Annotated in this window: 21 protein-coding genes and 1 pseudogene; 15 read left to right on the top strand and 7 right to left on the bottom strand. The window is 72.5% G+C overall.

Annotated elements, in window-relative coordinates; all coding sequences use genetic code 11:
* Nucleotides 1-2 precede the first annotated feature (2 nt).
* From SD460_RS21365 to SD460_RS21395, 7 genes are all read left to right on the top strand, one after another.
* Complete coding sequence (locus SD460_RS21365) at nucleotides 3-644, top strand: TetR/AcrR family transcriptional regulator (protein WP_318306604.1); 642 nt, start codon at nucleotides 3-5, stop codon at nucleotides 642-644.
* A gap of 90 nt (nucleotides 645-734) precedes the next feature.
* On the top strand, nucleotides 735-1,103 hold the full coding sequence (locus SD460_RS21370) for a nuclear transport factor 2 family protein (RefSeq protein ID WP_290054740.1): 369 nt from the start codon (nucleotides 735-737) through the stop codon (nucleotides 1,101-1,103).
* Nucleotides 1,100-1,471, top strand: a complete 372-nt coding sequence (locus SD460_RS21375) for a nuclear transport factor 2 family protein (RefSeq protein WP_290054743.1) — start codon at nucleotides 1,100-1,102, stop codon at nucleotides 1,469-1,471. Before SD460_RS21370 ends, SD460_RS21375 begins: the two co-directional genes overlap by 4 nt.
* A gap of 25 nt (nucleotides 1,472-1,496) precedes the next feature.
* Nucleotides 1,497-1,817, top strand: coding sequence for an EthD family reductase (locus tag SD460_RS21380; protein WP_290054745.1), 321 nt, complete (start codon nucleotides 1,497-1,499; stop codon nucleotides 1,815-1,817).
* Nucleotides 1,814-3,301 (top strand): class I adenylate-forming enzyme family protein, encoded by a 1,488-nt coding sequence (locus SD460_RS21385; protein WP_318306605.1) that lies wholly within the window; start codon nucleotides 1,814-1,816, stop codon nucleotides 3,299-3,301. The genes SD460_RS21380 and SD460_RS21385 overlap by 4 nt, the downstream gene beginning before the upstream one ends.
* A gap of 10 nt (nucleotides 3,302-3,311) precedes the next feature.
* Nucleotides 3,312-4,349 (top strand): alcohol dehydrogenase catalytic domain-containing protein, encoded by a 1,038-nt coding sequence (locus tag SD460_RS21390; protein ID WP_290054750.1) that lies wholly within the window; start codon nucleotides 3,312-3,314, stop codon nucleotides 4,347-4,349.
* A 38-nt stretch (nucleotides 4,350-4,387) separates the two neighbouring features.
* On the top strand, nucleotides 4,388-5,068 hold the full coding sequence (locus SD460_RS21395) for a nitroreductase family protein (protein ID WP_290054751.1): 681 nt from the start codon (nucleotides 4,388-4,390) through the stop codon (nucleotides 5,066-5,068).
* 4 nt (nucleotides 5,069-5,072) lie between these two features.
* Here the strand turns inward: SD460_RS21395 and SD460_RS21400 are convergent, their stop codons facing one another.
* Nucleotides 5,073-6,230, bottom strand: coding sequence for a mandelate racemase/muconate lactonizing enzyme family protein (locus SD460_RS21400; protein WP_318306606.1), 1,158 nt, complete (start codon nucleotides 6,228-6,230; stop codon nucleotides 5,073-5,075).
* A gap of 73 nt (nucleotides 6,231-6,303) precedes the next feature.
* Here SD460_RS21400 and SD460_RS21405 point away from each other — a divergent pair, with 73 nt between their 5' ends.
* The 5 genes from SD460_RS21405 to SD460_RS21425 all read left to right on the top strand — a co-directional run bounded on the left by SD460_RS21405 (nucleotide 6,304) and on the right by SD460_RS21425 (nucleotide 12,999).
* Nucleotides 6,304-7,038, top strand: a complete 735-nt coding sequence (locus tag SD460_RS21405) for a FadR/GntR family transcriptional regulator (RefSeq protein WP_290054758.1) — start codon at nucleotides 6,304-6,306, stop codon at nucleotides 7,036-7,038.
* Nucleotides 7,039-7,086: 48 nt separating this feature from the next.
* Entirely contained in the window at nucleotides 7,087-8,235 is a 1,149-nt protein-coding gene (locus tag SD460_RS21410; RefSeq protein WP_318306607.1) for a Gfo/Idh/MocA family protein, read from the top strand.
* 74 nt (nucleotides 8,236-8,309) lie between these two features.
* Nucleotides 8,310-9,734, top strand: coding sequence for an extracellular solute-binding protein (locus SD460_RS21415; RefSeq protein ID WP_290054764.1), 1,425 nt, complete (start codon nucleotides 8,310-8,312; stop codon nucleotides 9,732-9,734).
* Nucleotides 9,731-11,749: an ABC transporter permease gene (locus tag SD460_RS21420; protein WP_290054767.1), complete on the top strand. Its 2,019-nt coding sequence runs from the start codon at nucleotides 9,731-9,733 to the stop codon at nucleotides 11,747-11,749. Before SD460_RS21415 ends, SD460_RS21420 begins: the two co-directional genes overlap by 4 nt.
* Nucleotides 11,746-12,999 carry a mandelate racemase/muconate lactonizing enzyme family protein gene (locus SD460_RS21425; RefSeq protein ID WP_290054770.1) on the top strand — a complete coding sequence of 418 codons (1,254 nt, stop codon included), beginning with the start codon at nucleotides 11,746-11,748 and terminating at the stop codon, nucleotides 12,997-12,999. Before SD460_RS21420 ends, SD460_RS21425 begins: the two co-directional genes overlap by 4 nt.
* A gap of 205 nt (nucleotides 13,000-13,204) precedes the next feature.
* On the opposite strand, the gene SD460_RS21430 is transcribed toward SD460_RS21425, so the two are convergent.
* Nucleotides 13,205-13,945 carry a ribonuclease activity regulator RraA gene (locus SD460_RS21430; RefSeq protein WP_318306608.1) on the bottom strand — a complete coding sequence of 247 codons (741 nt, stop codon included), beginning with the start codon at nucleotides 13,943-13,945 and terminating at the stop codon, nucleotides 13,205-13,207.
* Nucleotides 13,946-14,056: 111 nt separating this feature from the next.
* Entirely contained in the window at nucleotides 14,057-15,871 is a 1,815-nt protein-coding gene (locus tag SD460_RS21435) for a glycoside hydrolase family 15 protein (protein ID WP_318306609.1), read from the bottom strand.
* Nucleotides 15,872-15,997: 126 nt separating this feature from the next.
* On the opposite strand from SD460_RS21435, the gene SD460_RS21440 reads away from it, so the two are divergent.
* Nucleotides 15,998-17,398, top strand: coding sequence for an MFS transporter (locus SD460_RS21440; protein ID WP_290062617.1), 1,401 nt, complete (start codon nucleotides 15,998-16,000; stop codon nucleotides 17,396-17,398).
* Nucleotides 17,399-17,479: 81 nt separating this feature from the next.
* On the opposite strand, the pseudogene SD460_RS21445 reads toward SD460_RS21440, so the two are convergent.
* The 3 genes and pseudogenes from SD460_RS21445 to SD460_RS21455 form a co-directional block, all read right to left on the bottom strand.
* Nucleotides 17,480-17,722, bottom strand: a pseudogene (locus SD460_RS21445) (potassium channel family protein); the annotation flags it as partial.
* A gap of 179 nt (nucleotides 17,723-17,901) precedes the next feature.
* Complete coding sequence (locus SD460_RS21450) at nucleotides 17,902-18,306, bottom strand: SHOCT domain-containing protein (RefSeq protein WP_290062616.1); 405 nt, start codon at nucleotides 18,304-18,306, stop codon at nucleotides 17,902-17,904.
* A gap of 203 nt (nucleotides 18,307-18,509) precedes the next feature.
* Nucleotides 18,510-21,176, bottom strand: a complete 2,667-nt coding sequence (locus SD460_RS21455; protein WP_318306610.1) for a winged helix-turn-helix domain-containing protein — start codon at nucleotides 21,174-21,176, stop codon at nucleotides 18,510-18,512.
* A gap of 116 nt (nucleotides 21,177-21,292) precedes the next feature.
* Between SD460_RS21455 and SD460_RS21460 the strand changes: the two genes are divergently transcribed.
* Both SD460_RS21460 and SD460_RS47095 read left to right on the top strand, forming a co-directional pair.
* Nucleotides 21,293-21,631, top strand: a complete 339-nt coding sequence (locus SD460_RS21460) for a hypothetical protein (RefSeq protein ID WP_318306611.1) — start codon at nucleotides 21,293-21,295, stop codon at nucleotides 21,629-21,631.
* A 32-nt stretch (nucleotides 21,632-21,663) separates the two neighbouring features.
* Nucleotides 21,664-21,900 carry a DUF8691 family protein gene (locus SD460_RS47095; protein WP_498371785.1) on the top strand — a complete coding sequence of 79 codons (237 nt, stop codon included), beginning with the start codon at nucleotides 21,664-21,666 and terminating at the stop codon, nucleotides 21,898-21,900.
* Nucleotides 21,901-21,936: 36 nt separating this feature from the next.
* Here SD460_RS47095 and SD460_RS21465 read toward each other — a convergent pair whose 3' ends face one another.
* A complete protein-coding gene (locus SD460_RS21465) occupies nucleotides 21,937-23,301 on the bottom strand; it encodes a DUF2252 domain-containing protein (protein WP_318306612.1) in 1,365 nt (454 codons plus the stop codon).
* Between the last annotated feature and the right edge of the window lie 223 nt (nucleotides 23,302-23,524).

Below are 23,524 nucleotides of genomic sequence, written 5' to 3' on the forward strand. Positions count from 1 at the left end.
GCGTGAGCATTGAGTCATTGACCGAATCCGACGACGGGCCGCGGTCCAAGCGGCCGGCCATCCTGGCGGTGGCCGTCGAGCGGTTCGGCGAGGTCGGGTACGAGGCGACCAAGTGGTCCGAGATCGCCGAACGCGTCGGGATCGGGCACACGGCGCTCTACCACTACTTCGAGTCCAAGGCGCACTGCCTGCTCACGATCATGCGGCTCGGCCTGCGCAACTCCGACACGGCGTTCCGCGAAGCGACGAAGGAGACCCCCACCGCGACGGCGGCGCTGCGGGCGGCCGTGGCCGCCGCGTGCTCGATCCCGCCGTGGGAGGTGCAGCAGAACCGGATCCTGCAGTCGAACATCGCGCTGCTGGCCAACGAGCGGGCGTCCAAACGGGAAGAGACGGAGCGGCTGGCGTGCCGCGCCCTCGTCGTGAAGATCGAGCACAACTGGGCGGAGCTCCTGGAACGGGGCATCGCCGCCGGCGAATTCCCGGACCGCGATCCGCTGCTGATGGCCCGCGGCATCCTCGGGATGATCGTCGGCGTGTGGCGCTGGTACCGGCCCGGCGGGACGCTGGACCTCGACGCCATCGCCGGGTTCGTCGAAGGGTGCTGCGTGCGCATGGTCGTGGCGGCCGATCCGGTGGGCTGAGCGCTCTTGCTCTCCGGTTCGCGGCTGTTTAGAGTCGAGAGAACAGAACTGACTTCATGTCAGTTTCGGTCCGTCAAGGAGGACGGTGCGGTGATCATCGAGGACTACTACGCGCGGCTGGACGGCCCCGAGCCGCTGCGGGCGCTCGAGCTGGCCGAACCGCGAGTCGAGTTCCTGATCGCGTTGCCCGGCAACGAGATCCGCGGTACCGGCGTGGCCGACCTGGAGGCCTACATCGCGGCCCGGCCCGCCGTGGGACGACGGCACGTCGTCCGCCGCCGCGGCGTGGACGGCGATCTGGAGATGGCCTACGGGATCATCACCGAGGGCGACGGGCGCGGGACCGGCTCGTTCTCCGCGGCCGCCGAAATCTCCCCGGCCGGGCGCCTGCGGCGCTACCAGGTGTTCTTCCACCCGGAGTTCAGCCTGTTCCCGCTGCCGGCGGGCGGTGCCGCATGAGCGGGGCCCCGACCCTGGACCGCTGGTTCGCCGCGATCGACTCGGCGCGGCCCGAGGGCATCCTCGACCTGATCGCCCCCGGGTTCCGGTTCTCGATCGTCTTCGGCACCGGCGGTGGCCGGGCCACCGACTTCGCGGGCGGCCGGGCGGCCATGGAGGGCTACCTCGCCCAGCGGGAAAAGGGCGTGCTCACCCACCACGTCCTGACCGGCTCGACGCGCGGCCGGGACGAGCTGGTCCTCGGCGAGACCCGCCGCGGCGAGGAATTCGAATCGACCTTCGTCGCCGCCGCGAGGCTCGACGAAGACGGCAACGTCGTCTCGCTGATGATCGGCCGTTCCCCGGAGCTGGAGATCGGCGCGGCCTGAAGCAGGCGGCCCCACGGAGGCAGTGATGTTCAACCTTGTTCTGCTCGCCGCTCGCCCGCCCGAGTGGACCCACGACCGGTTCATCGAGTGGTGGCGCGGCGAGCACGCCGAAATGACCTACCCGCTGCCGGGCCTGCGGGCCTGGCGGCACACCGCCGTGTCCAGCGCGCTCGAGCCCCGCTCGGAAGGCTGGGACGGGCTGTCCGTGCTCAGCTTCGACGACGAAGCCGCGGCCCGTACCGCGCTCGCCAGCCCGGAGTGGGACGCCGCGGTGCGCCACGTCGGCGCCATGCGCGGCAAGCGGATCGCCCTGCTCGGCGACGAGCGCGAGATGTTCCCGGGATGAAGGAACTGGTCGCGGAACTCGACGCGCGCGTGGCCACGGACCCCGGCGCGGTGGTGGCGATCGACGCGGACGGCGCGCACGCGCTGGCCGCGGTGCTGGGCGCGGCGGACGACTTCGCCGAGGTGCTGGCCGACGTGGCCGGCCCGGGGGTCACCTTGTTGCTCCAGGCCGACAACAGCAAGCGCACGATCGCGGGCGCGCTGGCGGTCGGCCGGCTCGGCGGGACACTGGCGCTGATCAGCAGGCACAGCACGCGCGAGGAGTTCGCCGCCGCCCGCGAAGACATCGCGCCCGACGTCGTCGTCGCGTCCGCGGCGGCACTGTCCACTTGGGACGTCGCGGCCGCGGACGGCCCCGTCCTCGACGGCTGGCACCTCGCGGCCGCCGGGCGGGCCGCGGCCGATCGCTGGGCCGGGGGCGTGGTCGTCGGGCTCACGTCCGGGTCGACCGGGCGCGCCAAAGGCGTGGTGCAGAGCGAGGCCGCGCTCCGCTACGCCGGCCGCCGGACGATCGAAGCGGTGGGGCTGCGGCCCGGTGACGCGGTGGGCGCGCTCGTACCGCTTTCGTCCGCCGCGGCCATCTGCTTCGGCCTGTACCTGCCCCTCATGCTCGGCGGGCCGATGCTCCTGCTGGAGAAGTGGGAGCCGGGCGCGGCGGTCCGGCTGCTGGCCGAACACCGGGCCCGGTGGACGATGTGCGTCCCGACCATGGCCCTGCAGATGGGCTCGGCGGCCGGCGCCGAGGGCGCGCTCACGGCGATGACCGCGATGACGGTCGGCGGCGGCCCGATGGACGCCGGTGCCCTCGGCCGGGCCGAACGCCGGCTGGGCACGCGGTTCCTGCGCGTCTTCGGCATGTCCGAGTGCCTGGGGCACACCACGCCGCGGCCCTCTGACCCGGTGGACCAGCGGCTCGGAACCGACGGGCGGCCCTTCCCAGGAACCGAGCTGCGCGTCGTGGACGAACTCGGCGCATCCCTGCCCGCCGGGGTCACCGGGCACGCCCAGGTCCGGGGGCCGTCGCTGTTCCTGGGCTACGCGCGCGGCGGCACGGTGGAAAGCCCGCGGCTGACCCGCGACGGCTTCCTGGCCACCGGCGACCTGATGGAGATCCGCCCGGACGGCTCGGTGACCGTGAAGGGCCGCGAGAAGGACATCATCATCCGCGGCGGCCGCAACATCGACATCACCGAGGTCGAGAGCGCGATCGCCCGGCACCCGGAGGTCGACCAGGTCTGCGTGGTCCCGGTGCCCGACGAGGTGCTGGGCGAGCGCGTCGCGGCACTGCTGGTGACCGGGCGCGAGGACCTGGACGTGCCGGCCCTGCAGGAGCACCTCCACGGCGAGGGGCTGGCCAAGGGGAAGTGGCCCGAGTACGTCTTCCGCGTCGAGGCGCTGCCGCAGAACCGGGTCGGCAAGCTGGCCCGCCGCGAAGCCGCGGTGCTCGCCGACCGCTTGCGTGGCGCGGCGGGCGGTGGTGGGTGAGGTGGCTGTGATGCGGGCGTTCCGGTTGACCGGCCCGGGATCCGCCCGGCTGGTGGAGGTCGAGACCCCGGAGCCAGGGCCCGGGCGGGTGCGGCTCGACGTCCTGGCGGCCGGCGTGTGCCGCTCCGATCTGGCGGTGCTCGACCGCGTGGGGGCGCTGGGGTACGGCCTGCCGTTCACCTTCGGGCACGAGATCTGCGGTCGCGTGGCCGCGCTCGGCCCCGGTGTGACCGGAGTCGGCGTCGGGGACGAGGTGGTGGTGCACGCCCCGGTCGGCTGTGGGCGCTGCCGGCGGTGCGGGCGCGGCGAAACCCAGTACTGCGACCACGGCCACGCGAGCGGGGCGGCGGGCTTCGGTCTCGGGCTGGACGGCGGGATGGCGGACGCCGTCGTGGTCGGCGCCGATCGGCTGGTGTCCAGCGCCGGCCTGGTGCCCGCGCACGCCGCCGTGCTGGCGGACGCGGGCCTGACGTCCTACCACGCCGTCGCCGGGTCGCTGGCCCGGTTGTCCGATGCGGACGCGGTGGCCGTGGTGATCGGCGTCGGCGGACTCGGCCACGTCGCACTGAGCATCCTGCGCGCCCTGACCGGGGCGACCGTGGTGGCGGTCGACCTCCGCGAGCAGGCATTGGAACTGGCGCGAGAACTGGGCGCGGACCACACCGCGACCACCGGCACCTGCGCCGAGGTGGTCCGTGCCGCGACGGACGGGCGCGGCGCGGACGTCGTGTTCGACTTCGCCGTCGCGCCGAGCACCGCCGACGTCACGCCGTCGTTGCTGCGCAAGGGCGCGGACCTCGTGCTCGTGGGCAGCGGGGGCGGCGTCGTGCCGGTGACCAAGCCCGGTCCGCTGCCCGCCGGCACCCGGGTGAGCCTGCCGTTCTGGGGATCGCGCGCCGAGCTGGCCGAGGTCGTCGGGCTCGCGCGCCGAGGGCTGCTTCCGGTGCGTACCACCGAGTTCGGGCTGGCGGAAGCGCCGCGGGTCTTCGGCCGGCTCGCGGCGGGCGAGGTCGTCGGACGCGCGGTGCTCGTCCCGGGCCTCGGGTGAGGCTTGACATGGGAACCGAACTGAAGTTAGTTCAGTCCATGGACGCCGACGAAATGCTGGCCACCACCCGCGCGGTCCGGAAGCGGCTCGACCCGGATCGGGACGTGCCGGAGCACCTGATCCGGGAGTGCGTATCCCTTGCCCTGCAAGCGCCCGCCGGGTCGAACCTCCCGCGCACGAGGTTCGTCGTGGTGCGGGAACAACGCCTGCGCGCGGCCGTGGCCGAGATCTACTCCGACATCTACCTGCACTCCTATCGCGCTTCGGCCGGCTACATCGGCCGGGTCGAGGCGAGCGGCACGCAGCAGCGGACAGCCCGCTCGGCGGACGCGCTGGAACGCGCGCTCCACGAGGTCGGGACGATCGTGATCGCGTGCCTCGACGGCGTGCGGCTGGACGGCGCCTCCGCGTTCACCAGCGCGTCGATGCTCGGCGGGGTGCTGCCGGCGACCTGGAGCTTCATGCTCGCGGCCCGGGCTCGCGGGCTCGGCACCTGCTGGACGACGATGCACCTGTCCCGGGAGAAGGAAGTCGCCGAAGTCTTGGGCATTCCTTTCGAGCGGGTGCAGCAGGTCTGCCTGACGCCGCTGGCCTTCACCCGCGGGGAGAAGTTCAGCCCCGCCCGGCGGCCGGCCGCGGAGGAGGTCATCCACTGGGACGGGTGGGACGCGGCCAAGCTCGCCGCGCCCCCACTGGACGGCATCGCCGCCCCCTCGTGAGCGCCTACTCGAACACCCCGTAGCCCGCGACCGCGTGGGCCCGGACGCCGTCCATGTCGAGTTCCACGCCGATGCCGGGCGCGTCGGGCAGCGTGATGTAGCCGTCCTTGACGATCGAGCCGCTCCCGTCGGGGGCGTGGACGTAGCTGTCCCACACCGCCCGTTCCTCGAGCGCGTGCCATTCCTGGATCAGGAAGTTGGGGATCGCGCCGCACTGGTGGGACGTCGCCATCGTGCCGAGCGGCGTCGACACCAGGTGCGGGGCGAACGGGACGTAGTGCAGTTCCGCGAGGTTCGCGATCTTCTTGGCCTCGGCGAGACCGCCGCACTTCGGCACGTCCGGCTCGATGACGTCCACCGCGCCGCGTTCGAGCAGTTCGCGGAATCCCCAGCGCAGGTAAAGGTTTTCTCCCGCGCAGATCGGGGTCCGCGTCTGCTCGCGGACCCGGACCAGCGCGTCGACGTTCTCCGCGGGCAACGGTTCTTCCAGCCACATCAGGTCGAACGGCTCGAGCTCCCACGCGATCCGGCACGCGCTCGGCAGGTCGTAGCGCGCGTGCAGGTCGATGGCCAGGTCGACGTCCGGGCCGATCGCCGTCCGGACGGCGGCCACGCGCTCGACCATCGAACGCAGCTCGGCCGCGTTGATCGTGTGGTTGAAGGCGTCGGCCTTGGCCGGGTGCTCCAAGTCGTCGATGTCGAACTTGAGGGCCGTGAACCCTTCGGCGACCATCCGCTGGGCCCGGTCGACGCACCCGGCGACCGAGCCCGCCGGGTCGTCGCCGTCGCCGCAGTCGGCGTAGAGGCGGATGCGGTCGCGGAACTTTCCGCCGAGCAGCCGGTACACCGGCTGGCCCGCTGCCTTGCCCGCGAGGTCCCACAGCGCGAGCTCGATGCCGGACAGGGCGATCACGAACACCCCGCCCTGCGCGCCCGCGAAAACCTTGCTGCGGCGCAGTTTTTCCCAGCACCGCTCGACGTTGCGCGGATCTTCGCCGAGCAGCAGGGGTTTCAGGGACTCGATCATCCCGACGACGGCACCCGCGCCCGCGTCGGGGTTGGCCTCGCCGAACCCGCTGAGGCCCTCGTCGGTGTCGATCCGGACCAGCGTGGCCTGACCGTGGTAGGCCACCACCGCCGTCGAGACGTTCACGATCCGCATTGCTCTCCTGCCGCTGGGTAATAGGTAGGAATGGGACTGTCGCGAGGTCCAACTTGTCCGATAAGCTGATGACATGCAAAGGAGACAAGAGTCTCTGGACGCTGTCAAGGTCCGGACCCTTCCGGTGCAGGTGGCGGCCCACCTGACCCGGCGCATCGTCAACGGCGAGTTCGAGGACGGCCGGGCCCCGTCGGAACTCGACATCACCCAGGAGTTCGGGGTGTCCCGCGTGGTGGCGCGCGAGACGCTCAAGATCCTTGCCTCACTGGACATCGTGGACGTCGCACAGGGCCGCCGCGTCGTCGTGCGGCCCCGCGCCGAGTGGGACTACCTGAGCCCGTTGCTGATCGAGTGGCTGCCCGCGGAGATCGTCGGCGAGCTGCTGCAGGAGCTGTACCAGATGCGCGCGCTGCTCGAGCCCGAGCTGGCCGCGATGGCCGCGGCCGGCATCACCGACGAGACGCTGGCCCGGCTCGGGGACGAGGTCGGCCGCATGGCGGCGCTCGAGGGCGATCCCGAGGCTTACCTCGAGGTCGACCACGAGTTCCACATGGAGATCTGCCGGGCCGCCGACAACCGCATCCTCGACCGGATCATGTACTCCGCCCGCTGGCTCGGCACGGCCAGCCGGCGCGTCACCAACGAGGCGCCGTCCGGGCTGCACCGCGCCACCGCCGAGCACACGGAGATCTACGAGGCGCTCGTGGCGCGCGATCCGGAAGGTGCCCGCGCGGCGATGCGCAAGCACCTGAGGAACAACCACTCCACGCTCCTCTCGGAGAAGGCACAGCGAAGCAAGCGTCGCTAGCACCCTGCACGACTCAGATCCGGAACCGATGACGAGGACGGACGAGGCATGGCAGCACCCGCGATCCCGCCGATCCGGCTGGGACTGATCGGCACCGGACTCGCGATCGAGAAGCTGCACTGGCCGGCGTTGTGCGGGCTCGCCGACCGGTACGTCGTCACCGCGTTCACCGACTCCTCCGCCGGCCAGTGCCGTCGGTTCGCCGGCTACAGCGGAGTCGACCCGGCCCTGGCCGTCGCCGACCGGACCGCCTTGCTGGCCCGCGAAGACGTGGACGCCGTGCTGGTCTCCGTGCCGATCCCGCACCTGTACGAGGTGGCGCGTGACGCGCTCGCGGCGGGCAAGGACGTGTTCTGCGAGAAGCCGGCCGGCGCCGACGCGGAGCAGGCGGCGGCTTTCCTTTCCCTGGCGGTGGCGCACCCGGACCGCACCTTCATGGTGGGGGAGAACTACTTCTACCGCGACGACCTGCGCTACGCCCGCGCGCTGCTCGACGACGGCGCGATCGGCCGCCCGCACCTGATGGCGTGGCGGCACGCCGGCCAGTCGGTGCCACGGGCGGGCGGGTTCACCGGCACGCCGTGGCGGCAGCGGCCGCGCTACCGCGGTGGCGTGCACCTCGACTTCGGCGTGCACCACATCGCCCAGATCCGGTTGCTGTGCGGGGACATCGCGCGGGTGCACGGCGCCGTGCAGACGGCCAACCGCACGATCGACGCACCGTCGGACCTCACGCTCAACCTCGTCTTCACCGGAGGCGCCATCGGCAACTACACCGCGTCCTTCCCCGACATCCCGATCCCGCCCGAGCCCAACGACATGCGGCTGTACGGCACCGAGGGGGTGCTCGTGCTCGGCGGTTCGGAGGCCGAGCGCCGCGTGACCCGCAGTGGCGCCGACGCCACCACCCACACGACGGTCTTCCGCGGCAGCGACAACGGCTACCGCGCCGAACTCGCCGACTTCGCCGACGCCGTGCAGTTCGGCGGGCGGCCGGTCGGCAGCGTCGCGCAGAGCGTGGCCAACGCGATGGTCGTCCAGCGGGCGTTCGATTCCGCGGAACGGGCCACCGCACTGACGCTCGACCCCGTGCCCGGCGCGGGCCCGGTACCGCTGTGGCGCCCCCGCGGCTCGGCCGGGCTGTTCGACGGGCTGCCCGGACAACGCAGCAGCAGTACGGCGTCCTTCGCCGCCTGAACGAATCCACAGCGCGGCGCTCGCCTCGCTGCCCCGCCGGTCGCACCGCCGCCCCGTCGGTATGAGGAGTTGTCATGGAAGAGAAAACGGACCTTTCGAGGCGCACGTTCCTCGGGGTGAGCGCGCTGGGCGTGCTCGGCCTCGCCGGCTGCGGGGGCGGCCCCGCACCCGCGCCGCAGGTCGACGTCCAGGTGCCCCAGGCGCTGCTCGACCAGGCCGCGGCGCTGCGCGGCGGGTCGGTGGGAATGCTGTCGCAGAAGCTGTATTCGGAGGCCGCCAACAAGGCGCTGGACAAGTCGCTGCAGGTGCTCGCGCAGGCCACCGGCACCACGATCCGCAACGACCTGGTGTCCGGCGACGCCGGTGACATGGTCGCGAAGATGGACGCCGAGGTGAAGGCGGGCACCAACCGCGATCTGGCGTTCGTGAGCGACCGGCGGTTCGTCGGGCAGCTCCACAACCTCGGCGCCCTGACCGACGTCACCGACGTGGTCACGGAGATGAAAGCGCTTTACGGAGAACCGGCGACGGAAGCGAACAACTACTGCGTGTTCAACGGGCGCTGGTTCGCGATTCCGTACCACTTCATCGCGACCGGGATGTACCTGCGCAAGGACTGGTACCAGGAAAAGGGGCTGCCGCTGAAGCCCTACTACACGTGGGAAGAGTTGCGCGACAACGCATTGGCGGTGTCCGACCCGGCGAAGAAGCGGTACGGCTGGGGCCTCACGGTGAACCGCTCCGGCGACGCCAACGGCTTCATCCAGAACGTCATCAACGTCTACGGCGGAGCGATCGCCGACAACACCGGCACGAAGGTGGTGTTCAACTCGCCGGAGACCGTCGCCGCCGTCACGTTCATCGGCGACATCTACACGAACCCGAAGTACAAGCCGATGCTGCCGCCGGGGATCGGCAGCTGGACCGACTCGAGCAACAACGAGAACTGGCTGGCCCAGATCCTCGGGCTGACGCTCAACCAGTTCAGCGTCTACGCCGACTCGAAGACCAAGAAGAACCCCGTCTACGCCAACACGCACGTGTTCAACGGCGCCTCCGGGCCGGCGCTCGACCGGCCGCTCGCGTTCGGCGAGTCCAACTCGTTCGTCGTGTTCAAGGGGGCGAAGAACCCCGACCTCGCCAAGGTGGTCGCCAAGTTCATGGCCGGCGGGAGCGCCCTGCTCGCGGTCGCGAAGGAAGCACCGTGCCTGGTCAACCCTTCGTGGGACAAGGTATGGGATTCCGACCCGTACTACACCACCGGTGACCCGGCCTTCACCGCGCTGCGGGAGCAGACCCGGGCACCGCTCCCCGTGAAAACCACCACCGGGCACGCCTTCCCGCAGGCGCCGAGCCCCGGCGAGCAGGCCGCCGTCGCCGCCTACCTGCTGACCGACATGATGCAGTCGGTCATCCAGGGCACCAAGCCGGCCGACGCCGTCGCCGCGACCCACACCCGGATCGTGCAGATCTTCGAGCAGCAGGGCTACCGGCAATGACGGTCGTCCGCCCGAAGACGGCGCCGCCGGTGCCGGCCCGCCCGGCGCCGCGCGGGTCGTCCTCGCTCACGCGCGTGCAACAGCTGCTCGGGCGCGACTGGCGCCTCGCCGCGGTGTTCATCGGGCCGACGCTGGTGCTCGTCGCCGGCCTGATCCTGGTCCCGATCGTCGGCTCGGTCTTCACCAGCGCCACCGAACGCCACGGCGCGGAGACGGTTTTCGTCGGGCTGGACAACTACACCGCCCTCATCGGCGACGACCTGTTCCACCACGGCGTGCTCAACTCGTTCGTCTTCACCGCCTACGCCGAGATCTTCAAGGTGACCCTCGGGCTCATCGCGGCGCTGATGCTGCACCACATGCGCCGCGGGCGGGCGATCCTCGCCGGGGTGATCCTGCTGCCGTGGGTGATCCCGACGGTCGTCACGGCCTTCACCTGGCGGTCGCTGCTCGACCCGATCTTCGGCAGCGTCAACGTCCTGCTCACCGAGTCCGGGATCGGGCCCTTCCTCGCCACGATCGGGCTCGTCGACAAGTGGCCCGCGGAGTGGCTGTCCGACCCCGCGCTCGCGATGCCGTCGATCATCCTGGTCAACGTGTGGAAGGGCATCCCGTTCTTCACGGTGACGTTCCTGGCCGGGCTCAAGGCCATCGACAGCAACCTCCACGAGGCGGCGATGGTGGACGGCGCCTCGCCGTGGCAGCGGTTCGTGCACATCACGCTGCCGGGGCTGCGGCCCGTCATGATCGTGACGGTGCTGCTGTCGTCGATCTGGACGTTCAACAACTTCGACCTGATCTGGCTGATGACCCAGGGCGGTCCGGGGGACGCGACGGCGCCGTACGTGATGGTGGCCTACTCGAAGGCCATCCAGCAGCTGCAGCTGGGCGCGGGCGCCGCGGTCACGCTGGTGATGCTGCCGATCATCGCGATCCTCGTGGTGATCCTCGTGCGGATGATGCGCCGCAGCGACCAGCCGGGCGCGGCCGACCTGGGACGACGACGGCTGTCTCCCGCTCAGCGCCGGGCGCTGCCGTGGGTGATCGTCGCCGGTTCGGTGCTCGTGCTGGTCTGGGCGTCGCCGCACATCGTCTGGAAGGCCGCGCTCGTGCTGGGCGTGTTCGTGGTGCTCGCCGCCGTGGTCGGCCGGATCGTCTCGGTGCTCGCCACGCAGGGGAACCGCCTCGCCGCCCGCTTGGTCGCCGGCAGCGGCTCGGGGATCGCGCTCGTGGGGCTGCTGGGTTTCGTGCTCGCCCCGCTCTACTGGATGACGGTCACGGCCTTCAAGTCCGACGACCAGATCGTCGCGCGCACCGACGACCTCTGGCCCACCCCGTGGAGCACCGAGCAGTTCACCAACCTGTTCACCGGCCGGGCGTTCGGCACCTGGTACCTCAACACGATCCTGGTGTCGGTGGCGTCCACCGCGATCGCGCTGGTCTGCGCGGCGCTGGCGGGTTATGCGCTGGCCCGGTTGAAGTTCCGGGGTTCGGAGAGCTTCACGGTGACGATCCTGCTCACCTACGTGATGCCGGGCGCGCTGCTGTTCATCCCGCTCTACCAGCTGATGAGCGGGATCGGGCTCAACGATTCGCTGTGGTCCCTCGTGCTCGCCTACCCGACGTTCACCCTGCCGTTCGCGACGTGGCTGCTCGTCGGCTACTTCAAGTCGATCCCGGCCGACCTGGAGGAGGCCGCGCTGGTCGACGGCTGCACGCGGTTCGGGGCGTTCCGCCGGATCGTGTTGCCGCTGGCCAAGCCGGGCCTGCTCGCGGTCGCGCTGTTCACGCTCACCAACGCGTGGAACGAGTTCCTGTTCGCCTTCGTGTTCATCACCAAGGACGAGAACAAGACGCTGCCCGTCGGCATGCAGTCGATGATCTTCGGCGACGTCGTCCCGCAGGGGCAGCTGGCCGCGGCCTCGCTGCTGATCAGCATCCCGGTCGTGCTCATGTACGGGTTCGGGCAGCGGTTCCTGACCGAAGGCCTCACCGCGGGAGCCGTCAAGGGATGATCACCGAGGAGCACGTCGCGACGGCGTCCCGGCCGAGCGAGCTGCGCATCACCGACCTGCGGGTGGCCACTGTGGAGGGTGTGCCGTTCCGCTCGTCGATCATCCGCATCGACACCAACCAGGGACTCGCCGGCTACGGCGAAGTGCGCGACCAGGCCAGCGCCACCTACGCGCTCGTGCTCAAGAGCAGGCTGGTGGGGGAGAACCCCTGCAACGTCGACAAGATCTTCCGCAAGATCAAGCAGTTCGGGCACCACGGCCGCCAGGGCGGCGGGGTCTCCGGCGTCGAGATGGCGTTGATGGACCTCGCGGGCAAGGCGTACGGAGTGCCCGCGTACGCGCTGATCGGCGGCCGGTTCCGGGACGAGGTCCGCTGCTACGCGGACACGCCGTCGGTGCCGGACCCGCACGCGATGGGTGCCCGGCTGCTGGAGCGCAAGCAGCGCGGGTTCACGTTGCTGAAGATGGACGTGGGCGTCGACCTGCTGTGGGACGTGCCGGGGGCGCTGATCGCGCCGCCGGGCGCCCGCGCGGACGACACGACGATGCACCCGTTCACCGGCATCCAGGTCACCGCCAAGGGCGTCGACCACCTGGTGTCCTACGTGGACATCGTGCGGTCGGTGCTCGGCTACGACGTCGCGCTCGCCGCCGACCACTTCGGCCACATCGCCCTCGACTCGTGCATCCGGATCGGCCGGGCGCTGGAGCCGTTCACCCTGGCGTGGATCGAGGACCTGATCCCGTGGCAGCTGACCGGCCAGTGGCGCCGGCTCACCGAGGCGGTCGCCGTCCCGACGTGCACCGGCGAGGACATCTACCTGCTCGACGGCTTCCGGCCGCTGCTGGACACCGGCGCCATCCGCGTCGCCCACCCCGACCCGGCGACGGCGGGCGGGATCGCCGAGACCAAGCGGATCGGCGACTACGCGCAGGAGCGCGGGATCGCGATGGCGCTGCACCTGGCGGCGTCCCCGATCGCGACGATGGCGTGCGTGCACCTGGCCGCCGCCACGGAGAACTTCCTGGCGCTGGAACACCACGCGGCCGACGTGGAGTTCTGGAGCGACCTGGTCACCGGCCCCCTGATCACCGACGGCCGGATCACGGTGCCGGACACCCCGGGCCTGGGCTTCGGCGACCTCAACGAGGACCTGCTGCGCCGCCACCTCGACCCGCGCGACCCGGTGTTCTTCGCGGAGACGAAGCACTGGGACACCGAGTCGAGCCACGACCGGCTGTGGAGCTAGGCGCGCCCCCGCCCTTCGCGTCGGCGCCCGCCCATGCGCCCCAATGTGGCGTTGGGTGCGCTGGACGCACCCAATGTGGCGTTGGGTGCGCTGGACGCACCCAATGTGGCGTTGGGTGCGCTGGACGCACCTGTGGCGTTCGGTGCGCTGGACGCACCGAACGCCACATTGGGGCGCTTGGGGCCTGGGGCAGCCGGCTGTGGAGCTAGGCGCGGCCCTGTTCGGCGCGCCACCGCTCGTACTCGGGCCGGGCCTCCTCCGACAGCGGGTAGTACCGGCGCAGGTCGCCGCCCTCGGACAGCCGGATCCGGGAGAACTCCTCCCATTCCGCGTGTTCCTGGGCGTGCTCCACCAAAGCGGGGGCGAGCTTGACCGGCACCACGACGGCGCCGTCGTCGTCGGCGACCACGATGTCGCCCGGCTCGACGAGCGTGCCGCCGCACGCCACCGGCACGTTGACCGCGGCCGGGACGATTCCCGTCTGCGCGTGGAAGTTCGGGGTGGCGCCGCGGATCCACAGCCCGAGGCCGAGTTGCTTGGCCTCGCCGATGTCGCGCAGGCAGCCGTCGATCACCACGCCGAGGCCGCCGCGGCCCTTGAAGTAGGTCAGCATCATCTCGCCGAACACCCCGCTGCTCATGTCGCCGCGCGCGTCCACGACGATCATGTCGCCGGGCTGCGCGTGGTACATCACGTGGCGGTGCAGCTGCTTTTCCGGTTCCTCGTACTCGTCGACGGGGTAGAGGTCCTCCCGTTTCGGCAGGAACTGCAGCGTCAGCGCCGGGCCGGCCACGCGCACGCCGGGCGTCACCGTGACCGGGCCGCGGATGAACGCGCTGCGAATACCCATGCGGCTGAGCTCGCCGCTGGCCGTCGCGCTGCCGATGGCCGCGAGCGCCGCGCTGAGTTCGGCGGGCGGGCGGACGATGTCGTGCGTCTCGACCACGTCGGTGGCTCCCTCGGATCCGTGCTGATGCGTGCCTGTCGGAGAGTTCGAGCCTAGCCCGGTGAATCGCCGGGCAAAACCCGCTGCCGCACGGAATTCGTCGATCGCGCGTCAGCCGAGGGCGGCGTCGAGCGTGACCGCGGCGTCGATGAGGGCGAGGTGGGTGAAGGCCTGCGGGAAGTTGCCCAGCTGTTCGCCGGTCGGGGCGATCTCCTCGCCGTACAGGCCGACGTGGTTGGCGTAGGTCAGCATCTTCTCGAACGCCGTGCGGGCCTCCTCGATGCGGCCCGCGCGGGTCAGCGCGTCGACGTAGTCGAAGCTGCACAACGAAAACGTGCCTTCGGAGCCGGCGAGGCCGTCCGGGGACGCGGCCGGGTTGTAGCGGTAGACCAGGCTGTCGGTCACCAGGTCGGTCTGGATCGCGTCGAGGGTGGAAAGCCACAGCGGGTCGGTGGCCGGGAGAAAACCGGTGCGGGGCATGCGGAGCAGGGCCGCGTCCAGTTCGTCGCTCGTGTCGTGCTGGACGAACGCGTTGCGCGTCGGGTGCCAGCCGCGGCTCAGGATCTGGGCGTAGATGCTGTCGCGCTGCCAGGTCCAGTTCTCGATCGGCGCGGGACGGCCGTGGGTGCTCGCCAGCCGGATGCCGCGGTCGAACGCGACCCAGCTCATCAGGCGGCCGTAGGTGAAGCGGCGGCGGCCGGCCCGGGTCTCCCAGATGCCTTCTTCGGGCTGGTCCCAGTGTTCGCCGAGCCAGTCCAGTGCCGCGCGGACGGCGGTCCAGCCCTGGTCGGGGAGCTCGAACCCCGCCCGGTCGGCGGCGAAAACACTGTCGAGCGCTTCGCCGTAGATGTCGAGCTGCACCTGCCCGGCCGCGTCGTTGCCGATCCGGACCGGGCTCGACCCGCGGTACCCCGACCAGTGCGCGAGGCTCTCCTCGCGCAGGTCCGACGTCCCGTCCACCCGGTACAGCACGGCGAGCGGCCCGCCGGCCCCGCCGCCGCCTTCGCGGATGCGGTCGCCCAGCCAGCTCCCGAACCGGGCGGCCTCCTCGGCGAACCCGAGCGAGAGCAGCGCCGAGACCGAAAAGGACGCGTCCCGGACCCAGGTGTAGCGGTAGTCCCAGTTGCGTTCCCCGCCGAGCTGTTCGGGCAGCCCGAGGGTGGGCGCGGCGACCAGCCCGCCGGTCGGCGCGTACGTGAGCAGCTTGAGCGTGATCGCCGAGCGGGCCACGATCTCCCGCCAGCGGCCGCGGTAGGTGGAGCCCGCGAGCCACCCGCGCCACCAGTCCACAGTGGACCGGAAGAGCGCCTCGAACTCGGCGACGCGCAGTTCGCGCGGGGGCTCGGCGGCGTCGGTCTCGAGCACGACCCCGCGGACCTGGCCCGCGGTGAGGGCCAGCCGCAGGTGCACGTCACCGCCTTCGACACGGGCCTCGGCGAGGTGCTCGTCGCCGGGTTCGCGAACGGCGTGCAACACGAGGGACGTCTCGCGCGCGATGAACACCGCCCCGTTCGCGACGAGCATCGCCTGGTGCGGCCGCCTGCCGTAGTCGAAGCGGGGCGCGACCACGACGTCGAACGTCATCCGGCCGCGGACGCAGCGGATGAGCCGGGCGATCCGGTGCTCGGTGGTGGCGGTGGGGCCGCACGGCGGCATGAAGTCGACCACCTCGCCGATGCCGTCCGGGCCGGAGAACCGGGTGATCAGCACCGCGGTGTCCGGGTGGTACATCTGGGAGCTCGCGCAGGCGCCGGCCGGGCGGACGCGGAACCGGCCGCCGCGCTCGTCGTCGAGCAGGGCGCCGAAGACCGACGGCGAATCGAACCGCGGGGTGCAGAACCAGTCGATCGAGCCGTCGGTCGTCACCAGCGCGGCGGTCTGCAGGTCGCCGATCAGCCCGTGCTCGGCGATCGTGGTCTCGGTCATCGTTCCTCCAAGGGGGTCGCCTGCACCGTCGCCGGAGCGGGCGGCGGCTGCCTCATCCCCGCGGGGTGAGGTGGTCCGGCCCCGGCCACGCCACGGTGGGCGGCACCCGAGCAGGAAGGCCCGCCGATGATCGTGCTGCCACTGGCTTTGGCCCAGTTCGTCGCGAGTTACGCGGCCACCACGATGACCGTGGCCGTGAGCGCCATCGCCGCGGATCTCGGCACGACCGTGCTCGGCGTGCAGACGGCGATCACGGTGTTCACCCTGACCATGGCGTCGCTCATGGTGCCGGGCAGCAAGCTGAGCGACCTGCTGGGCCGCAAGCGCTGCTTCCTGGCCGGGCTGGCCGTCTACGGCTCCGGCGCGCTGCTCGCGTCGGCGGCGCACGGACCGGGGCTGCTGATCTTCGGTTATTCGCTGCTGGAAGGGATCGGGTCGGCGCTGATGATCCCGCCGATCTACATCCTGGTCACCGTGACCAGCCCCGGCCTCGAGGCGAGGGCGCGTGCCTTCGGCGTGGTCAGCGGCGCGGGCGCGCTCGGGGCCGCGGCCGGGCCGCTCGTCGGTGGCCTGGTCACGACGTGGCTCGGGTGGCGCGCGTCGTTCCTCCTGCAGGTGCTGCTGGTCGGCCTGATCGTCGTGCTGGCCCTGCGGATCACCGAGCCGCCCGCGCCGCCGCGCGAGCAGCGGTTCGACGTCGCCGGAGCGATCCTTTCGGCTGCCGGCCTGTTCTTCGTCGTCTTCGGCGTCCTGCAGGCGGGCACCTACGGCTGGCTGGTCTCACGCGCGGACTTCGCCGTCGGCGGGGTCGTCCTGCTGCGGGCCGGCGGCGTCTCCCCGGTGTGGCTGTTCGCCGGGATCGGTGCCGGGTTCCTCGCGGTGTTCTTCGCGCACGTCCGCGCGCGCGAGCGGGCGGGCCGGGAACCGCTGGTGCCCGCCGGGCTCTTCCGGGACCGCGTCACGCGGCTCGGGCTGTCGACCCAGCACGTCCAGTGGCTCGTCCTGCAGGGGTCGTTCTTCGTCGTGGCGGTGTACCTGCAGGAGGTTCGCGGTTACGACGCGATCGAAACCGGGCTGGTGCTGACCCCCGCGACCGTCGGCATCCTGGGTGCCTCGGCGGCCGCGGGCCGGCTGGCGCGGCGGCACTCCCAGCGCGGGCTCGTCCGCGCCGGTTTCGTCGTCACCGTCGCGGGGCTGGCCCTGCTGCTCCTGCTGGTCCGGGCCGACTCCGGCGTGGCGAGTACGGTGCCCGGCCTGTTCCTGCTCGGCGCCGGCGTCGGGATCATGCTGACGGCGTCGGTGAACCTGGTGCAATCCCGGTTCCCGGACTCGGCCCAGGGCGACATCTCGGGGGTGTCGCGCAGCGTGTCGAACCTGGGCTCGTCGGTGGGGACCGCGCTGGCCGGGTCCGTCCTGGCCGGCACGCCCCACCTCGGCGGCCGTTCCTTCGCGCTCTCCCTCGCCACGCTGGGCGTCGCGGCGGTGGCCGGGCTCATCGCGGCCCTGCGGCTGCCGGCGCCGGACTGAGCCGTCCTTTGTGGACGAACGACGCACGGCGGTCACGATCACGCGCAGCACCACGCCCAGCACCACCAGGTCGGTGACCATCTGCAGGGTCACCAGCACCCGGGCGGCGGCGGAAACCGGGGTGATGTCCCCGAAGCCCACCGTGGTGAAGACCGTGACCGCGAAGTACAGCGCGTCGGTCCTCGTCAGGCTCGTGCTGAAGGAACCCGCCCGGTTGAGCGCGAGGACGTAGTAGCCGTCGGCGAACAGCAGCAGGAACAGCGGGACGACGAGAGCGAGGGCTTGGACGCCCTGCCAGGCGGGGAACGGCGAGCGCAGGATCATCCGCACCTCGCCGACGACCAGCAGGGCCACGAGCGCGAGACCGGCCGCGAAGACGGCCGCCGTCCACGGCCGCAGGGCCTGGTCGACCGGCAGCAGGTAGTAGAGGCAGACGAGCGCGGTGACCGTCAGCACCGGCCGGAGCACCGCGAGGTGGACGAACCGCCACCGCCGCGCCGCGGTCAACGCGCGAGGGCCTTCTGCTTGAGCACGCGGTATTCCGCGTCGTCGATGATGCCGTCTTCCAGCAGCCGCCGGGCTTCGGCGATCTGTGCCGCGCTGGTCTTGTCCGATGTGGACACCGAGCGCACGTAGTCGTCGAACTGGTGCCGCGCGGCGACTTCTCGCGCCCGCTGCCGCTCCACGAGGTGCCGTCCCTGGGTGCCGAGGTAGAGCAGGACGCCGATGATCGGCAGCACGATCACCAGCACCGTCCACCCCGCCTTGGCCCAGCCGGACACGTCGGTGCGGCGGTACAGGTCGCCGAAGGCCACGAACAGCAGCCAGAACCAGGCGATCCAGCAGAAGAACACCAGCATCGTCCCCATGAGATCGAGAAACGGGTACTCCGCGCTCGCCAGGGCCATGACATCTCCTCGTCCGGGATCGGGGGCCAGGCACGCTCGCACGTGCCCGGCCCACTCGACCGGATCCGCGGCCCGCACGCCTCACCCCAACCGGGTGGGTCGCCCGCTCGATGCGCCCCAATGTGGCGTTCGGTGCGTCCAACGCACCGAACGCCACATTGGGTGCGTCTGACGCACCCAATGCCACATTGGGGCGCTGGGGGTCAGACCGTGAAGTCGGCGACCTCCGCGTCGAGCAGTCCGCGGGCCTGGGCGATCGCCACCGCCTCGCGTCGGCTGCGGACGTCGAGCTTCGCGTAGATGCCGCGGACGTGGGTCTTGACGGTGTTGGGCGAGACGGTCAGGTCCTGGGCGATCTCGTCGATCGACCGCTGCGTCGGCAGGAGGCGCAGGACGCTGCGTTCGCGCTCGGTCAGCGGCGCGGGCATCGGCGGGGTGTGCAGCCGGCGCCGCAGGGCGAGGATCTCGCCCGCGAACCGCTCGCCGGTGCCGAGGCCGCCCAGCCTGCTGGTGAGGAAGCCGACGAGCTCGCGGGGGGCGAAGACGAACGGGAACCGGACGCCCGTCGGTTCGGCCGTGCGCAGGGCTTCGTCGAGCAGCCGGGCCGCCCGGTCCCTGGCCCCGGCGGCCAGCGCGGCCTGCACCCCGACCAGTGCCGCCTCGATCGTGACCCACGCCAGCGTCATCGGGGTCCCGTCGTCCGCCAGTGAGCGCAGCACGGTGCTCGCCGCGTGGTGGCGGCCGAGGCGCAGCTGGGTGCGGGCGCGCATCAGGAGCAGCTCGCCCGAACCGGAGAGGACCGGCAGGGCCCAGCGGACGGTCTCCCTCGCCTGGCCGGCCGCCCCCAGCCGCAGGGCCGCGCGCTGCTCCAGGACGGCGCACAGCGCGACGTGCGCGGTGGGGCACGCCCGGCCGGTGCCGAGGCGGCCGCGGACCCGCCGCATCCGGCGCAGCCCGGCGTGCCAGCCGCCGAGCTCGAACTCGGCGGCGCCGCGCAGGGTTTCCGCGAAGAGCCGCAGGTCGCGGGCCGCGCGCGCCGGGGCGTCACCGAGCAGCTGCCCGGTCTCCTTCGCGTGCTTGACGCACTCGGCGGGCTCGCCGCGCAGCAGGGCGCCGTACGCCAGCGCGGCACTCGCCTGTGCGCCCTGGACCGACCGCAGGGGATCCGGCCGCGGCCGGCGGGCCTCCGCCCGGCGGGCCAGCGTCTCCATCACGCGGTAGTCGCCGTCGCGGCCGGCCAGCTCGGCGAGCGTGGTGAGGCACTGGGCGACCGTGAAGTCCTGCCGGAGTTCTTCCACCGTGCCGAGCAGGCCCACCAGTGCCTCGCGCGCCGGCTCGCGCTCGCCGCGCGCGGCGGTGATCCCGGCGCGGTGCAGCGTCGCGAGCCCGCTCAGGCCGGTGCCCGCCGCCAGGTGCTCGTCGACCTGCCGGGCCGCGCGGAGGGCCTGGGCCGGCGTGCGGTCGAGCTCGGCCAGGCGGGCGTAGGCCAGTTGCCGCAGCACGGTCAGCTCCGCCGCCGGCCGGTCCGGCCAGGCCGCCTCCGCGCGGGACAGCTGGAGGCGGGCCGCCGACGTCTCGGCCGCCTCCAGGCACAACGCGGCCGAGATCAGCGCGGCCAGGGGATCGGCCGCGACGCGGCGGTCTTCGAGCACGGTGAGCGCCAGGCGCAGCACGTGGTGCTCACCCGCGAGGAACAACGTGACGGCGTGTTCGCGCAGGAGTTCGCCCACGCGGGCGGGATCACCCGCGCGGACGCTGTGCAGCAACGCCGGCGCGGGCCGGTCGTGCTCGGCGAACCAGCGGGCCGCCGTCGCGTGCAGCGTCCGGACCCGGTCCGGTGCCCGTCGCCGCAGCTCGGCGCGCAGGTAGGTGCGCAGCAGCGGCGTCACGCGGTGCTGCGGCGGCGTGCCGGTGGAGTCGACGACGTGGGTGGCGGGCTCGCCGAGCTCGCGAAGCATCGCTTCGGCGTCCGCGCGGCCGCACAGCACCGGCGCGAGCCCGGCCGGGAGCTCGTCGCAGATGCTGATCATCCGCAGCACGTCCCGCTGCGGCGCGGTCAGCGAAGCGAGGACTTCGTCGGTCAGGTAGGCGAGCACGGCGGGCTCGCGTCCGGTGTCGAACTCGCGCAGGCTGCCGTGGCGGGCCGCGGACGACGCGGCGAGGCGCAGCCCGGCCGGCCAGCCGCCGGTCCGGGCGACGAGCGGGCCGGCCTGGTCCGGCGGGATCGCCGCGTCGGCGCCGGCGAACAAGGCTTCCGCCTCGGCGGCGGTGAACCGCAGCCGGGGGGCGCCGATTTCGACGAGCCGGTCCGCGAGCCGCGCCCGTCCCAGCGGCAGGGGTGGCTCCCGGCGGCTCGAGATCGCCAGGCACAGCCCCGCCGGCTGGTGGCGGACCAGCGCCTGCAGCCCGTGCCACGGACCGGGCGAGGTGATTTCCTGGGCGCTGTCGATGACGAGCACGACGGGGCCCGGCACCGCGTCGAGCGCGTCGGCCACCTGGGCCAGGAAGCCGAGGTCCGTGCTCGGGGACTCGGGGACCGCCAGCAGCCGCAGCGGGTTGCCCTCCGGGATCCGGCCGCAGCTGCCGAAGGCTTCGAGAACCGCCGACCAGAAGAGCCGGTCATCGTTGTCGTCGGCGTCGGCGGACAGCCAGGCGACCGCCTCGCGGTCCCGGCGCCGCGCCCACTCGGCGAGGAGCACGGTCTTGCCGAAGCCGGCCGGAGCACCGACGAACACCATGGCCGCATCGCTCGCCCCGTCGAGGACGCCGAGCAGCCGCGGCCGTGACACGAGGTCCGCCGGCGGGGCGGGGACGGTGATCTTCGTTCTCGGAACCCGTCTCCGGGACGCGGCACCGCGGCACTGGCGCATGCGCAATTCTCCTTTGTGATCGGTTTCGGGCAACCGGCGGATCTTGCCACGCCATTGGCGCGGCTCACCCCCTGTGGGCGAGGAAAACGAGGGCCGTGCGCAGAATCGTGTGCCGGGTGAAAAGCCGAGAGGATTTCCCCGAAAAGCGGCGCCGCCGATTCGCCGCGTCGCAGTTCTTCTGGCTCGGACCGGGTGAAGTCGTGGTGCTCGACGTGCTGCGGACGGGCCGGATCAGTGCCGGGTCGGTGCTGCTGTGGCTCGCCGTCCTGCTCAGCGCGCTGTCGCCGGTGACCGAGGTGCGGGTCGGCGTCCGCGCCGGTGCGGACCTCGTGGCACGCGTGATCTTCCTGCCGGTGCGCGGCTGGTCCGCGCTCGTGGTGGTGCTCGACGCGGTGGTGCTGGCTCGCGCGTGGTATTCCGCCGGACGGCCCCGGCGGGACGGCGGCGCCCGGTGACCCGGGCGGGTCTGCTCGGTCTCCGGGCCGGTGTGAATTACGTCTTCCGGGGCTGGGGCGCCATTCCGGATCGGGCCACCGAAGACGTCGATGATTTCCGGAACGTGCTCGTCGTACCCGTTCCGCCCGAAACAGTGGTTTTCGGGACCGTGGCCGACCCCGCGAGCCTGCCGCGAATCCTGGGCACGCTGGAGACGCTCGGGCTGCGCGTGGCGTCCGTCCACCGGGTCCGCGAGCTCCGCGGGGAGGGGCACCGCGCGACCCGGTGACGGGCCCGCGCGGTGCCTCCCGCGGCCGGAACGGCGTCACGACGCCGGCGCGGCCGCGATGTGGCCGCGCCGGATCGCCTGGCGCAGCGCGGCGTGGTCGCGTTCGTTCTGGTCGGCGCAGGCCACCGCGAACTCCCGGACGGCTTCGGCGAAAACCGGTCCGGAGCCGAGGTAGGCGGCGATCGCGAGCGCGTCCCCGGTGCGGGCGTGCGCCCTGGCCAGGGTCCACCCGCACAGCCGGGCGTTGGCGCGCAGGACGTCCGGTGTCATCGTCCCGGCGTCCGCCGCGTCCCGGCTGTCGCGCAGCCGGCGGACGTGGAACTCGCCGGCGTGCCCGTCGAACCCGGTGGCACGGGCCCAGCCGAGGAAGACGTCCCCGGTGGCCTGGATCCGCCGCTGCCCGGCGACCACCCGGCGGCCGGGGCCGCCCGGCACGGCGGCCCCGGTGTACTCCTCCAGCACCGACGGCCGGGCTTCCTTCACCTGCAGGAAGAGCGGATCCCCGGTGCCCGTCCGGACGAGCAGCACCACCCAGGACCGCGTCCCGGCGCCACCCGGCCCGGCGACCGTCCGAGCCGCGTCGGCGAGCCGGTAGCGGTCCAGCAGCGCCTGCCGCGCGGGGCCGAGCGTGCGCCGGTACCGCGAAAGCACGGCACCGAGGCGGTCGACGAGCGTCGCCGGGTCGCCGTCGCCGGCGAGGTGGCCGGCCGGGACGGCGAAGGGCGACCCGGCGGCCAGGCGCAGCTTGCCGTCCCGGATCTCGGTGAAGCGGTGCACGCCGGCGACGCGCCGCCCGGCCGGCCCGAGCCGGTGGGCCGCGACCACGCGCAGCGTCCGGGAATCGGCGGGGGTGAAGAAGATCTCGACCGGCGTCCGGCGCGCGAAGCCGTGCATCGCCAGCCGGTACGACTCGACCGCGGCCAGCACCGTGCGCCGGCGTTGCCCGGCCGGGTGCTCGTGGTGCCGCCCGGTGACCTCGAAGCTCGCGGCCAGCCGCTTGACGTCCCATTCCCAGGGCGCGGGCAGGGTTTCGTCGAAGTCCGCGAAGTCGAACACCAGCCGGCGGCCCTGGGCGGCGAAGATGCCGAAGTTGGCCAGCTGGGCGTCTCCGCAGGCCTGGACCGAAAACCCGGTCCGCGGGGTCGCGGCGAGGTCGGCCGCCGCCGGCAGCACGGCACCGTGGAAGTACGTCAGCGGGGAGGCGGCCAGCCTGCCGTAGCGCACCGGCAGCAGACCGGGCACCCGGTCGGCGTCCTGGCGGGCCAGCAGGGTGAGGGGATCGGTGCGCCGGAGCGTGGCGGGGAACTCCGCGTGGCCGGCCGCCGGCACGGCGAGGCGAGCGGCACGGGCCCGGGCGATCCGCCGGTCCGGTGCCGCGGTCTGCTTGGCAGTGAGAGGCATGGGACGGATCGTCGGACGTGGCACCCTCCGGGGGCGTCGCCCGCCGGGGGTGAAGCGGGGAGTCATCCACCGCGGGTGACGACCGGACGCCGCGTGGGCCCCAGGGTGGGCGGTGGAGGTGCGGTGATGGCGGAGCGGACGACGAGCGGTCGCAGGCGGCCCGGCGGGTGCGTCGAGGGGATCTCCCCGGCGGTGTCCGCCGCCTGCTCGGCGCGTGGCTTCG

The organism is Amycolatopsis solani (assembly GCF_033441515.1).
GTDB lineage: Bacteria > Actinomycetota > Actinomycetes > Mycobacteriales > Pseudonocardiaceae > Amycolatopsis > Amycolatopsis solani.